The organism is Pigmentiphaga litoralis, from assembly GCF_048632615.1.
Classification (GTDB): Bacteria; Pseudomonadota; Gammaproteobacteria; order Burkholderiales; family Burkholderiaceae_B; genus Pigmentiphaga; species Pigmentiphaga litoralis_B.
On sequence record NZ_CP184479.1, the window covers coordinates 5,212,552 to 5,225,582 of the forward strand.

Annotated in this window: 11 protein-coding genes, 1 tRNA gene and 1 pseudogene; 11 read left to right on the forward strand and 2 right to left on the reverse strand. The window is 61.7% G+C overall.

What is annotated here, in order from left to right:
* Positions 1-149 precede the first annotated feature (149 nt).
* Positions 150-225: transfer RNA gene (locus tag ACNANG_RS24090), tRNA-Asn, on the reverse strand.
* 145 nt (positions 226-370) lie between these two features.
* Positions 371-1,573 (reverse strand): amino acid aminotransferase, encoded by a 1,203-nt coding sequence (locus tag ACNANG_RS24095; RefSeq protein ID WP_420225145.1) that lies wholly within the window; start codon positions 1,571-1,573, stop codon positions 371-373.
* Positions 1,574-2,232: 659 nt separating this feature from the next.
* Here ACNANG_RS24095 and uvrB point away from each other — a divergent pair.
* The 11 genes and pseudogenes from uvrB (at position 2,233) to ACNANG_RS24150 (ending at position 12,956) form a co-directional block, all read left to right on the forward strand.
* Positions 2,233-4,398, forward strand: a complete 2,166-nt coding sequence (gene uvrB, locus ACNANG_RS24100; protein ID WP_420225146.1) for an excinuclease ABC subunit UvrB — start codon at positions 2,233-2,235, stop codon at positions 4,396-4,398.
* Positions 4,399-4,684: 286 nt separating this feature from the next.
* Positions 4,685-5,176, forward strand: a complete 492-nt coding sequence (locus ACNANG_RS24105; RefSeq protein WP_179587482.1) for a low molecular weight protein-tyrosine-phosphatase — start codon at positions 4,685-4,687, stop codon at positions 5,174-5,176.
* 425 nt (positions 5,177-5,601) lie between these two features.
* Complete coding sequence (locus tag ACNANG_RS24110) at positions 5,602-6,108, forward strand: Fe-S cluster assembly transcription factor (RefSeq protein ID WP_179587483.1); 507 nt, start codon at positions 5,602-5,604, stop codon at positions 6,106-6,108.
* Between the two features lie 49 nt (positions 6,109-6,157).
* Positions 6,158-7,369 carry an IscS subfamily cysteine desulfurase gene (locus tag ACNANG_RS24115; protein WP_420225147.1) on the forward strand — a complete coding sequence of 404 codons (1,212 nt, stop codon included), beginning with the start codon at positions 6,158-6,160 and terminating at the stop codon, positions 7,367-7,369.
* 15 nt (positions 7,370-7,384) lie between these two features.
* Positions 7,385-7,771 (forward strand): Fe-S cluster assembly scaffold IscU, encoded by a 387-nt coding sequence (iscU, locus tag ACNANG_RS24120; RefSeq protein ID WP_420225148.1) that lies wholly within the window; start codon positions 7,385-7,387, stop codon positions 7,769-7,771.
* A gap of 14 nt (positions 7,772-7,785) precedes the next feature.
* The gene (iscA, locus tag ACNANG_RS24125) at positions 7,786-8,109 is read left to right on the forward strand and encodes an iron-sulfur cluster assembly protein IscA (RefSeq protein ID WP_420225149.1); all 324 of its coding nucleotides are present in this window, start codon (positions 7,786-7,788) and stop codon (positions 8,107-8,109) included.
* On the forward strand, positions 8,109-8,642 hold the full coding sequence (gene hscB / locus ACNANG_RS24130) for a Fe-S protein assembly co-chaperone HscB (RefSeq protein WP_420225150.1): 534 nt from the start codon (positions 8,109-8,111) through the stop codon (positions 8,640-8,642). The genes iscA and hscB overlap by 1 nt, the downstream gene beginning before the upstream one ends.
* 15 nt (positions 8,643-8,657) lie before the next feature.
* A pseudogene (hscA, locus tag ACNANG_RS24135) lies at positions 8,658-10,519 on the forward strand (Fe-S protein assembly chaperone HscA).
* A 70-nt stretch (positions 10,520-10,589) separates the two neighbouring features.
* Positions 10,590-10,928: an ISC system 2Fe-2S type ferredoxin gene (gene fdx / locus ACNANG_RS24140; RefSeq protein WP_420225151.1), complete on the forward strand. Its 339-nt coding sequence runs from the start codon at positions 10,590-10,592 to the stop codon at positions 10,926-10,928.
* 1 nt (position 10,929) lies between these two features.
* Entirely contained in the window at positions 10,930-11,121 is a 192-nt protein-coding gene (iscX, locus tag ACNANG_RS24145) for a Fe-S cluster assembly protein IscX (protein ID WP_420225152.1), read from the forward strand.
* Between the two features lie 281 nt (positions 11,122-11,402).
* Positions 11,403-12,956 carry a TonB-dependent siderophore receptor gene (locus ACNANG_RS24150; protein ID WP_420227647.1) on the forward strand — a complete coding sequence of 518 codons (1,554 nt, stop codon included), beginning with the start codon at positions 11,403-11,405 and terminating at the stop codon, positions 12,954-12,956.
* Positions 12,957-13,031: the final 75 nt, after the last annotated feature.

A 13,031-nucleotide genomic window follows, 5' to 3' on the forward strand; every position in this document is an offset into this window, starting at 1 on the left:
TACAGAGGCTAGATACCTGCGAAAAGTCAGAGCCGGGGTGTACGCCGGAGCGTTCGCGGGCAGGTCCTTCGAGGCAGCCATCGCGGCGGACAACACCCAAAAACAAAAAACCGGGCGCCATCGTAGGATGACGCCCGGTTTCTTTATTCTGGCTCCCCGACCTGGACTCGAACCAGGGACCTGCGGATTAACAGTCCGTCGCTCTACCGACTGAGCTATCAGGGAATTGTCTTGCAATACTGCATGGTTTTCACTTGCAGCTGCTTCAAACTGATCGGGCCAAACTGCTGAAACGATTTGCTTGAAGCGAGCCCGCTATTCTATATCAATAAAAAGCAGTTTTGCAAGCGAGCGCGAATTTCAAACCGAATTACTTAAGAACCGCGGCGATGCCGTCGGCTACGGCGTCGATATTGCGCGAATTCAGCGCGGCAACACAAATACGGCCCGTGCCAATTGCGTAGACCGCATGTTCTTCGCGCAGGCGATCCACCTGGTCAGGAGTCAAACCCGAATACGAAAACATGCCGCGCTGCTTCAGCACAAAATCGAAATTGCGTTCGACACCACGGTCTTTCAGCTTTTGCACCAGAGCCTTGCGCATGTCGCGGATACGATCGCGCATGCCTGCCAGTTCGGTTTCCCATTCGGCGCGCAGCTCCGGTGTACCAAGCACCTGGGCGACGACCGTGCCGCCGTGCGTGGGTGGGTTGGAATAGTTGGTGCGGATCACGCGTTTGAGCTGGCTCAGCACACGGGCGCTTTCTTCGCGATCCGCGGCGACCAGCGTCAACGCGCCGACGCGTTCGCCGTACAGCGAGAACGACTTGGAAAACGACGAACTGATCAGGAAGGTCAGATTCGCATCGGCGAACAGACGAACGGCCGCGGCGTCGGCATCGATGCCGTCACCGAAGCCTTGGTAAGCGATGTCCAGGAAGGGCACGAGCCCGCCTTCCTTCACTACCGCCACGACCTGCTGCCACTGGTCCACCGTCAGGTCGACGCCTGTCGGGTTGTGGCAGCACGCATGCAGAACGACCACGGTATTGGCCGGGTAGCTGCGCAGCGCCGCGAGCATGCCATCGAAATCCACCCCGTGGGTGGCGGCATCGTAATAAGGGTAGTTGACGACTTCAAAGCCGGCGCCCTCGAACAGCGCGCGGTGGTTTTCCCAGCTCGGGTTGCTGATGGCGACCTTGGCGCCTGGCAGCAGGCGCTTCAGGAAATCGGCGCCGACCTTGAGCGCGCCGGTGCCGCCCAGGCTTTGTGCGGTCAGCGCACGGCCCTCGGCGATCAGCGGGGAGTCCGTGCCCAGCAACAACTTCTGCACGAGCTGGTTGTAGGCAACGATGCCTTCGATCGGCAGGTACCCGCGCGCCGCAGCCGCCTCGATCCGCGCCAGTTCGGCCTTGCGGACCGCGCCCAGAAGGGGAATCTTCCCTTCATCGTTGTAGTACACGCCAACGCCGAGATTCACCTTGTTGCTACGGGTGTCAGCATTGAATTGTTCCGTCAGCCCGAGGATAGGGTCGCGGGGAGCCAGTTCTACGGCGGCGAAGAGCGAGGTCATGTAAAGCGTCCGTTGCGCGTGGGGTTGTCGTTGAAGAGTGCTACAGGGATAATGACAGGTTGGTCGTCAGCCAGGAAAGCAGGGGATCGGTCAGCGTGTTGCGGTCGGCGTGTGCGGTCAGCGTGTGCGGTCAATGTGTTGCGGTCAGCATGTCGTGGTCAGCATGTTGGCAAAGGCATATTGTGATCGGCGCTGTGCTCAACATCTTGCATTTGGCGTGCTGTCGTCAAGCACGGCCTGACGCCCACCCATCGACCCCGCACCCCGCCGGCACTTGAAAGTTGCGGCTTCAGGCCCAAGTTCACTTTAAGCCGGGCGGAACGAGCCAAGCCTTCAACAGCACCGATGCAACGCCAGCCGAAAGATCGATCCAGCGAACACGGATCCAGCAAACAACTACCTAGCCCACAACGACCTGGTAGAACAGAACGACGTAGTACAGAACGACCCAGCACAGAACTACACACCGAGCCCGTTGATCCAGCCCATCCGCACCCAGTCCGCTTTTCTACCTCGTTCCAGCCGTTCGGCCGCATCGCAGTCATCGTCCTTCGATCCAACGCCGTGTTGTCCGACGCATTCACCCTCTGGCTCACGCGGTCGGGGAACTCCCACCCGCTTTTCCTGCCGAAGTTTTCCAGATGAAACAAGAGTCTAGCATGCAGCCTGTGTCGCTCGAGAAAGCAAATGCCTTCGTTGAAGCCGGTTTTGACGTTGCCGAAGCGCTTCCTGGCGCCGCTCCGGGCGGCTCGGGCTTTGAGCCCGGCTCTGTCACGTACGAGGGCAGCCCGTTCCAGTTGTACCAACCTTACCGACCCGCGGGCGACCAGCCGACCGCGATTGACGGCTTGTGCCAGGGCATTGAAGACGGCCTTGTCTATCAGACCCTGCTGGGCGTGACGGGATCGGGCAAGACCTACACGATGGCCAACGTGATTGCCCGCATGGGCAAGCCGGCCTTGGTGCTTGCGCCGAACAAGACCTTGGCTGCGCAGTTGTACGCCGAAATGCGTGAGTTCTTTCCGCGCAATGCCGTCGAATATTTCGTCTCGTACTACGACTATTACCAGCCGGAAGCGTACGTGCCCACCCGCGACCTGTTCATCGAAAAGGACTCGTCGATCAACGAGCACATCGAACAGATGCGGCTGTCCGCCACCAAGAGCCTGCTGGAACGGCGCGACACGATCATCGTGGCCAGCGTGTCCTGCATCTACGGTATCGGCAATCCAAGCGACTACCACTCGATGGTCATGCTGCTGCGCATGGGCGACAAACTTGGGCAGCGCGAGATCATCAGCCGCTTGGTGGCCATGCAGTACACGCGGAACGACACCGATTTCACCCGTGGCGCGTTCCGCGTGCGGGGCGAACTGATCGACATCTTTCCGGCCGAACACGCGGAATTGGCGCTGCGCGTCACGCTGTTCGACGACGAGATCGAGACGCTGGAACTGTTCGACCCGCTGACTGGCCGCGTGCGCCAGAAGATTCCCCGCTTCACGGTGTTTCCCGGGTCGCATTACGTCACCCCGCGCGCCACGGTCGTGAACGCGATCGAAACGATCAAGGCCGAATTGCGCGAGCGCTCCAAGCAGTTTGTGGATGCGGGTCAACTGATCGAAGCGCAGCGAATTGAACAGCGCACGCGCTTCGATCTGGAAATGCTGCAGGAGCTGGGCTTCTGCAAGGGCATTGAAAACTACTCGCGCCATATGTCCGGAGCACGGCCGGGCGATCCGCCTCCCACGCTGATCGACTATCTGCCGCAGGATGCGCTCATGATCATCGACGAAAGCCACGTCACGATCGGGCAAGTGGGCGCCATGTACAAGGGCGACCGGTCGCGCAAGGAAACACTGGTCAATTACGGGTTCCGGCTGCCGTCCGCGATGGACAACCGCCCGCTCAAGTTCGAAGAGTTCGAAGGCAAGATGCGCCAGACGATTTTTGTCTCGGCCACCCCGTCCAACTACGAGAAAGAGCACGCGGACAATGTCGTGGAACAGGTGGTGCGCCCAACAGGCCTGGTGGATCCGGTCGTGGAAGTGCGCCCGGCGCTGAACCAGGTCGACGACGTGCTTGGCGAGATCCATGCGCGGATTGCCCAGGGCGATCGGGTCCTTATCACGACGCTGACAAAGCGGATGGCGGAAGACCTGACGGACTTCCTGGGTGAGCACGGCATCAAGGTGCGCTATCTGCACTCCGACATCGACACGGTGGAACGCGTCGAGATCCTGCGGGATCTGCGGCTGGGCACTTTCGACGTGCTGGTCGGCATCAACTTGCTGCGCGAGGGCCTCGACATTCCCGAAGTGTCCCTGGTCGCGATCCTGGACGCCGACAAGGAAGGTTTCCTGCGATCGGAACGCAGTTTGATACAGACCATCGGCCGGGCGGCGCGTAACCTGAATGGTCGCGCCATCCTGTATGCGGACCGCATGACGGACTCGATGGAGCGGGCGATCGGCGAGACGCAGCGCCGGCGCGAAAAGCAGATCCTGTTTAACACCGAACATGGCATCGTTCCGCGCGGCGTTAAGAAGGAAGTCCGCGATCTGATCGACGGCGTGTATGCACCCAATGGCGATCAGGAGGCTTTGAAGCTGTCGGTGGAAGCCGCCAAGTTCGAAGCCATGGGCGAAAAGCAGATCAGCAAGGAAATCAAGCGTCTTGAGAAAGCCATGCTGGAGCATGCCCGTAACCTTGAGTTCGAAAAGGCCGCCCAGGCGCGGGACCAACTGATGACGCTCAAACAGCGTTTGTTCGGGGCGTCCGGTGCGCAAGCCGATGCCGAAGCCATGGGTGGAATGCCGACCTGATCGTGCTTGCACGCATGGCTTTTCGGCCCTGGTTCGATTCATGCTGAGAGGGTCGCCAACGTCATGTTGCGACGCAGGCGGATGTTGCACCGGTGTGGTGCATACGGGCTAGGCGAAATTCGTACACGGGATGTACCACACTTGTGCACGGCGCGATGGAAATTCGCTATTCCGTCAATAAATTATGCGCAAGTGATTGATTTTCAAAGATTTTTCATCGCTTCGGCGTTTTGCACGCTTTTAAAAAAGCTTGAACTGAGCGGGGTTTTCCCGCACACTTTCGGACATGATGACGAAGGTACTCTTTGTGTGCATGGGCAACATCTGCCGCTCGCCGAGCGCAGAGGGCGTGTTTCGCCGTTTGGTGAAAGATGCCGGTCTTTCAGACGTTGTCCGAATCGAATCGGCCAGCACCCACGCTTTCCACATCGGAGAGCCGCCTGATGCACGGGCGCAAGCTGCAGCCCGCAAACGCGGTTACGACATTACGGATTTTCGTGCGCGACAGATTCGCCCCGACGACTTCCGCGAATTCGACATGATCCTGGCGATGGATTGGGACAACCTGGCGCTGTTGCAGCAGCAGGCTCCGAAGCAATATCAGCATAAGCTGATGCTGTTGATGCGCTTCGCCAATGAATACGAAGAAGCGACCGTTCCCGACCCGTACTATGGCGGACCGGAAGGCTTTGCCAAGGTGCTCGATTATATCGAAGACGCCTGCCAGGGCCTGCTTGAAGTCGTTCGCAAGCGCGCCACCCAGTATCAGGCCGCCTGAGCGGGCACGTCCGGCTACGGGTCGTCCGTTCAACGGATTGTTCGCATTGCCGGGCTGGTGTCTGACCCGCGTGCTACTTTGCGTTTCGGACGGTTTCCCGTCGAGGCAGACTGCTTCGTCACCGCCGGTCATTGTTCCAGTGTTCAGCCTGCACGGCGCCCGTTGCGATTCGCCCGCAGCGCGCGACGATGTCCATGGCGCCCCCTCAACACCGCGTATCGACGCGGTGTTTTCACGTCCGGCCCGGCATTTCGCGGTCTTCCTCTTCGGCTCCGTACACGTAATCCCTAGCAAAACGTTCGGGAATTAGGTATACTTGACCAAATCGTTAGGGATTGGCGCAGCGTGCAGGGTCCAGTGGTTCATGAACCAGGGCATGCAGAGTCCCATCCCGGCGCGCGAAGGATAGACTTCAGGGGTCCTGAATGCGACTTACCACCAAAGGGCGTTTCGCCGTCACGGCAATGATCGATCTGGCCCTGCGCCAGCACAGCGGGCCAGTCACGTTGTCCGCGATCAGCCAACGGCAGAACATCTCTCTTTCTTACCTCGAACAACTGTTCGGGAAGCTGCGCCGGCATGAGCTGGTCGACAGTATGCGCGGGCCCGGCGGCGGATATTCCCTTGCCAAGCTGGCGCGCCACGTCACCGTTGCCGACATCATTTTCGCCGTGGACGAGCCGCTCGACGCGACCGACTGCGGCGGCAAGCAGGACTGTACTCGCGGCAATGATGGCAAATCGGGCAAGTGCATGACCCATGAACTCTGGGCCACGCTTAACCGCAAGATGGTGGAGTACCTCGACTCCGTGTCACTGCAGGATCTGGTCGATCAGCAGCGCATGCGTGAGCTGCACGAGGCAAACGCGGCCAAGTCCGTGCTGCTCGATCGCCGCACCGGCGCTCCCACCGAATCCACTGCCGCGCTGTAAGCGCACCCTGGCCACGCAGGCAAGGGTTACGTAACAAGGTAAAGACGTCATGATCAAAACACCGGTATATCTCGATTACTCCGCAACGACGCCCGTGGACCCCCGTGTGGTCGATGCCATGGTGCCGTGGCTGTACGAACACTTCGGCAATCCTGCATCGCGCAGCCATTCGATCGGCTGGGAAGCGGAACAGGCCGTGGAAAACGCGCGCAAGCAGGTGGCCGATCTCGCCAATGCCGATCCGCGCGAAATCGTCTGGACGTCGGGCGCTACCGAGTCGATCAACCTTGCCCTGAAGGGCGCGGCGCATTTCTACAAAGAGCGCGGCAAGCACATCATCACGCTCAAGACCGAACACAAGGCCACGCTGGACACCTGTCGCGAACTTGAACGCCAGGGGTTCGAAGTTACGTACCTTGACGTGCAAGAAAACGGTCTGATGGATATCGAGGCGTTCAAGGCCGCGCTGCGGCCCGACACGATCCTGGCGTCCATCCTGTTCGTGAACAACGAAATCGGCGTGATTCAGGACATCGCCCAGATCGGCGAGATCTGCCGCGGCAAGGGCATTGTGTTCCACGTCGACGCGGCGCAGGCATCGGGCAAGGTCCAGATCGACCTGCAAACGCTTAAGGTCGACCTCATGTCGTTCTGCGCGCACAAAACGTATGGTCCGAAAGGCATCGGTGCGCTGTACATCCGCCGCAAGCCGCGCATCCGTATCGAAGCGCAGATCCACGGTGGCGGCCACGAACGCGGGTTCCGTTCGGGCACGCTGGCCACGCACCAGATCGTCGGCATGGGCGAATGTTTCCGCCTTGCCAAGGAAGAGATGGCTGTGGACAGCGACCGCGTCCGCATGTTGCGTGACCGTCTGTGGGCAGGCCTGTCGACGATCGAAGAGGTCTACCTCAATGGCGACATGGAGCAACGTGTTCCGCACAACCTGAACGTCAGCTTCAACTATGTCGAAGGCGAGTCGCTCATCATGGCGGTGAAGGACATTGCGGTGTCGAGCGGTTCGGCTTGCACGTCCGCCAGCCTGGAACCGTCGTATGTGCTCCGCGCCCTGGGCCGCAGCGATGAACTGGCGCACAGCTCGATCCGTTTCACGATCGGCCGTTTCACCACGGTCGAAGACATCGATTTCACCATCGAATTGCTGCGCAGCAAGGTGGGCAAGCTGCGCGAAATGTCGCCCCTCTGGGAAATGGCCCAGGAAGGCATCGACCTCAATTCGGTGCAGTGGGCTGCACACTGATCTAGGAGATTCATCATGGCATATAGCGAAAAAGTCATCGATCACTACGAAAACCCCCGCAACGTCGGCGGTTTCGAGAAGGGCGACACCTCGGTCGGAACCGGCATGGTCGGCGCTCCCGCCTGTGGTGACGTCATGAAGTTGCAGATCAAGGTCAACGAGGCCGGCATCATCGAAGACGCACGGTTCAAGACCTATGGCTGCGGTTCGGCCATTGCTTCGAGCTCGCTCGTGACCGAATGGGTCAAGGGCAAGACGCTGGACCAGGCCATGGAGATCCGCAACACGCAAATCGCGCAGGAACTGGCCTTGCCTCCGGTCAAGATCCACTGCTCGATCCTGGCCGAAGACGCCATCAAGGCGGCGGTCGACGATTACCGTACCAAGCACGGTACGAACTGATAGGTGAGGAAGCCATGTCGGTATTGCTGACCGAAAGCGCAGCCCGTCACGTCAGCCGCTATCTGCAGAAACGCGGCAAGGGCATCGGACTGCGGCTGGGCGTGCGTACCACCGGGTGCTCGGGCCTGGCTTACAAGCTCGAGTACGTGGATGAAAGCGCGCCCGAAGACCAGGTCTTCGAAAGTCAGGGCGTGAAGGTTTTTGTCGACCCCAAAAGCTTGCCGTATCTGGCGGGCGTGGAACTCGACTACACGCGCGAAGGCCTGAACGAAGGGTTCAAGTTCAACAACCCGAACGAAAAGGCGTCCTGCGGCTGCGGCGAGTCGTTCACGGTCTGATGCAGACGGATCCGGATCACTTCGAATTGCTGGGCGTGCCGGCGACGTTTGCGATGGACCGCAACGCGCTCGACGCCGCCTGGCGAGACGTTCAGGCCCGCGTGCATCCCGACCGCCACGCTTCGGGCACCGCGCAGGAACGGCGGGTGGCCATGCAGTGGGCGTCGCGGGCGAACGAGGCCTACCGCACGCTGCGATCGCCGCTGTCCCGCGCTCGCTATCTGTGCGAGCGCGCTGGCGTCGACCTGCAGGTCGAAACCAACACCGCCATGTCCACCGGTTTTCTGATGCAACAGATGGAATGGCGTGAAGCGCTGGACGATGCGCGCGCCTCGCGCAACCAGGACGCTTTGGACCACCTTGCCGCCGAACTGGCCGCCGAACGCGATACCATGGCTCGTCAGGTGGGCGATTTGCTCGATGTCGAGCGCGACTACGCGACTGCCGCCGCGCGGGTGCGCGAGTGGATGTTCATAGAAAAATTTTCCGAAGAGATCGATGCGGTTGCCGATGCTCTTGCGGATTCACACTGAGAAGAACGTAAACGCATGGCGCTTTTGCAGATAGCCGAACCTGGCATGTCCGAAGCTCCCCACCAGCGCAGGCTGGCGGTGGGCATAGACCTGGGGACCACCAACTCGCTCGTGGCCTCGGTACGCAATGGCGTGGCCGAAGTGCTCCGCAACGAGGCGGGTGACGCCCTGCTGCCATCCGCCGTGCGCTATCTGCCTGACGGCGCCGTACAGATCGGGCGCAAGGCGCTTGCCGCCCAGACCATCGATCCTCACAACACGCTGGTGTCGGTCAAGCGGTTCATGGGCCGCGGCCTGGCCGATGCGCAAAAGCTGAACGTGCCTTACGACTTCATCGACGCGCCGGGCATGGTCAGGATCCGGACGGTGCAGGGCGACAAGAGCCCGGTCGAAGTGTCGGCCCAGATCCTGGCCAAGCTGCGCCAGCAGGGCGAAGACGTGCTGGGTGACGACCTGGTCGGCGCCGTCATTACCGTGCCAGCGTACTTCGACGACGCGCAGCGGCAGGCCACGAAGGACGCGGCCAAGCTGGCGGGTCTGACCGTGTTGCGGCTGCTGAACGAACCCACCGCCGCGGCGATCGCCTACGGGCTGGATAACGCCGCCGAAGGCCTGTACGCGGTCTATGACCTGGGGGCGGCACCTTCGACATCTCGGTGCTGCGCCTGTCGCAGGGCGTGTTCGAAGTCATCGCGACCGGCGGCGACACGGCGCTGGGGGGCGACGATTTCGACGCGGCCATCGTCACTTGGATGTCCGAAAACTGGCATTTGACGGCCCTGATCCCGGAAGACCAGCGCGCCTTGCTCGTGGCGGCCCGCAATCTGCGCGAAACCCTGTCGTCGGCGGACCATGCCGAGACCAGCCTGACCTTGTCGACGGGTTATTCGTTGGCGGTGCAGTTGACGCGCGAACGGTTCGAGACCCTGGCCCAGCCCTTGGTCGCGCGGACGCTGACCAGCGCCAAACGCGCCTTGCGGGACGCGGACCTGACTGTTGCGGACGTCAAGGGCGTCGTCATGGTGGGCGGTGCCACGCGCATGCCCATCGTGCAGCAGAAGGTGGGCGAACTGTTCGGCACCACGCCGCTGACGAATCTGGACCCGGACCAGGTGGTGGCGCTCGGCGCGGCCATGCAGGCGAACCTGCTGGCGGGCAACCGCGCGGCGGGCGACGAATGGCTGCTGCTGGATGTGATTCCGTTGTCGCTCGGCCTGGAAACGATGGGTGGGCTGGTGGAGCGCGTGATCGCGCGCAATAGCACCATTCCCGTTGCCCGTGCACAGGAATTCACGACGTTCAAGGACGGCCAGACGGCCATGGCGATCCACGTGCTGCAGGGCGAACGCGAACTGGTGGCGGATTGCCGATCACTGGGCCGTTTCGAGCTGCGCGGCATCCCGCCCATGGTCGCTGGCGCCGCCCGCATCCGCGTGACCTTCCAGGTTGACGCCGACGGATTGCTGGGCGTGACGGCGCGCGAATTGAGCGCGGGCGTGGAAGCGTCGATTTCGGTCAAGCCATCGTATGGCCTGAGCGACGACGAAGTCGCTGCCATGTTGGCGGACGGCATGAACAGCGCCGACACCGACATGCAGGCGCGCAGTCTGCGTGAGCAGCAGGTCGAAGCAATGCGCCTGGTGGAATCCGTGCGGGCCGCCCTGGCGGCCGATGCCGATCTGCTGGACGCCGACTCGTTGGCCACCATCCGTACCCGCCTGGAAGAAGCCGAGCAGGCGTCGCGCGACGGGGATAGCGATGCGGTCCGCGCCGCTGTCGAGGCCTTGTCCGCCAGTACCGAAGAATTTGCCGCCCGCCGCATGGATCGCAGCATCCGCGCCGCGCTGGCTGGCCGTCGTATCGACGAAGTCGTTTGATTGCATGGACCGGCGGCGCGGCGCATTGCCCGCGCGGCCGTACCGTGATTCCCATTTCAGGTTTTTGATCATGCCCAAGTTAACGGTGCTTCCGCATCCCCAGCTCTGTCCTCAAGGCGCTGTCCTTGAGGCGCCCCAGGGCGTCTCGATCTGCCGCCTGCTGCTCGATAATCACATCGAGCTGGAACACGCCTGTGAGCTTTCCTGCGCCTGCACCACCTGCCATGTCATCGTGAAGGAAGGGTTTTCTTCGCTGCCCGAAGCAACCGACAGCGAAGAGGACATGCTCGACAAGGCCTGGGGCTTGACTTCCACATCGCGTCTGTCGTGCCAGGCCGTCGTGCAGGAAGCCGATCTGACCATCGAGATCCCTAAGTACACGATCAACCACGCTAGCGAGAACCACTGACATGCTCTGGTCCGACACCTTTGAGATCGCGGCGGCATTGGTCGAGCGGCATCCCGATGTCGAACCACAGTTCGTGCGATTTACCGATCTGCATCGCTGGGTCACGGAACTTCCGGGTTTTGCCGATGATCCCACACGGTCGAATGAAGGAATTCTTGAAGCGATCCAGATGGCCTGGATCGACGAGATCTAGCGCTATCCCGTCACGACACGCCGGGGGAGCGCCATTGAGCTTCAACTGCGTGGGCTGCGTGTCCACCGTCAACACGCGTCGGGAGCGCCATGACTTTCAGATTGCCGGAAACACGACGACGACGGCGTCCTGGGGCGTTGCAGGGGCATGACGCGTCCGCGCCGGCTGCTCCGAATGCTTCGACTGCCCCTGTTGCTCTCGTAGCACTCGCGGCGGTGGTGCTGGCGGGCTGCGCGCCTGCCATATCCCTCAAGGAAGATCCTTCGGCGAGCGCCTTGCAGGTGCAGCCGCAGGTACAGGACCAAGTCCAGAGCCAGACCCAGGACCAAGTCCACGCCCAGGCCCAGGGCGCTGACCGGTCGCCGGGCAAGGTCTATTACGCCACTACCACGGTGGCTACACCACCCGACTATGCCGCTGCGGCGCGGGACGCGGCAGCGCGCGACGCGACGACGGCTGCCGTCGCCTTTCCCGTGACCGAGCCGGGTGTCGATTCCCCCGTGGCGCCTGCGCCCCAGTGGAATCCGGATGCCGACAGCGGCGTTGCCGATGCCTGGGGCAATCAGCGGTATGGCCGTTCCACCGCCATGCGCAAGTCCGACTTCGAATTCGAACAGAAGCTGGACGACACCTGGTCGATCAAACAATCCCTGAAATACGGACGGCCCACGACCGAACAGGGCAATGGCTTGACGCCCGACAGCCTGCGTGCGTCCGACGACGGCCTGTTGCCAGGGCTGGGCACCTTCAATCTTGGCACGCATGCCATGGGCAAGTTCACCACGGTTCGCCTGCAGCACCAGTTCAAGTTCGGTTTTGATTATCTGAAAGCGCGCGACATCTACGAGACGCGTGTCGCGCTTGCGCCGTCACTGGATATCTTCGACCCTGCGTACGGCGCCGCTGTGGCCGGACCGCGTGCCGTGGCCCAGGCCTACGCCGAAAAACGCCAGCTGGGGCTGTTCGTGCAGGATCAGGTCACGCTGGACAAATGGACCATGTCGTTGGTCGGCCGGCGCGATCAACTGACCAACCGCACCATCGATCTCGGCGCGAACACCTCTGACGCGGTACTGCTGAACACTGAAACGGTCAGTGGCCGGATCGGCTTGAAATACCAGTTCGACAATGGACTGGCGCCGTACATGAACTACTCGAATACCTATGCGCCCGTTGGCGGCAGCGAGTTCACGTCCACGGCCAGCCAGCAGTACGAAACGGGGGTCCGCTACGTGCCGGACATTTTCGGCAAGGTCACGACCCTGTCGGCGTTCAATCAGATCCAGAACAACTCGCAGACCACCGATGCAGGCGGCGGTTGCGGGCTGGCAGGCTGCCAGGCCTGGGCGGAACTGCGCGTGCGCGGCGCCGCCGTCGAAAGCAAGCTGCAGCCCCTGCCCAATCTGCGCGTGGTCGCGGCATACATGGTCACGAATTCATCGGTCATGAACACGTCCGACGACGCCTACAGCGCGATGCTGGCCAACCGCTTCCCGACCGTCAGCGAACAGCAGGTGTCCGTGCGCGCGAAGTACGCGGTGGATCGTGGCAGCTTTGCCGGCCTGTCGCTGGACGGCCGGGTAGGGCACACCGGCGCAAGCTACGGTTACGCCGGACGTTCCAGCGACATTGCGCCGTCATACATGCTGGTCGATGCCGGCGTGAATTATGACTTTGGCCGGCTGTATTCGGAACTGAAGGGGCTGCAGTTCCGCGCCAGCGCGAGCAATCTGCTGGACAAGGGGTACGTGGCGTACTGCTACACCGACAGCTGCTCGGTGGGCGCAGGGCGGTCGGTGTCGGCGATCGTGAATTACCAGATGCCGTGGCCGTGATGTAAAGGCCCGATTGCAAAACAAGAAAGGGGTGCCAGCCTGGTCAAGCTGACACCCCTTTCTTTTGGCGTGGCG

Bases quoted from the DNA above. Each gene is read 5' to 3' on its own strand.
- fdx (WP_420225151.1), top strand. From the start codon at position 10,590: ATGCCCAAGTTAACGGTGCTTCCGCATCCCCAGCTCTGTCCTCAAGGC.
- hscB (WP_420225150.1), top strand. From the start codon at position 8,109: ATGCAGACGGATCCGGATCACTTCGAATTGCTGGGCGTGCCGGCGACG.
- iscX (WP_420225152.1), top strand. From the start codon at position 10,930: ATGCTCTGGTCCGACACCTTTGAGATCGCGGCGGCATTGGTCGAGCGG.
- ACNANG_RS24105 (WP_179587482.1), top strand. From the start codon at position 4,685: ATGATGACGAAGGTACTCTTTGTGTGCATGGGCAACATCTGCCGCTCG.
- ACNANG_RS24095 (WP_420225145.1), bottom strand. From the start codon at position 1,573: ATGACCTCGCTCTTCGCCGCCGTAGAACTGGCTCCCCGCGACCCTATC.
- uvrB (WP_420225146.1), top strand. From the start codon at position 2,233: ATGCAGCCTGTGTCGCTCGAGAAAGCAAATGCCTTCGTTGAAGCCGGT.
- ACNANG_RS24115 (WP_420225147.1), top strand. From the start codon at position 6,158: ATGATCAAAACACCGGTATATCTCGATTACTCCGCAACGACGCCCGTG.
- ACNANG_RS24110 (WP_179587483.1), top strand. From the start codon at position 5,602: ATGCGACTTACCACCAAAGGGCGTTTCGCCGTCACGGCAATGATCGAT.
- iscU (WP_420225148.1), top strand. From the start codon at position 7,385: ATGGCATATAGCGAAAAAGTCATCGATCACTACGAAAACCCCCGCAAC.
- iscA (WP_420225149.1), top strand. From the start codon at position 7,786: ATGTCGGTATTGCTGACCGAAAGCGCAGCCCGTCACGTCAGCCGCTAT.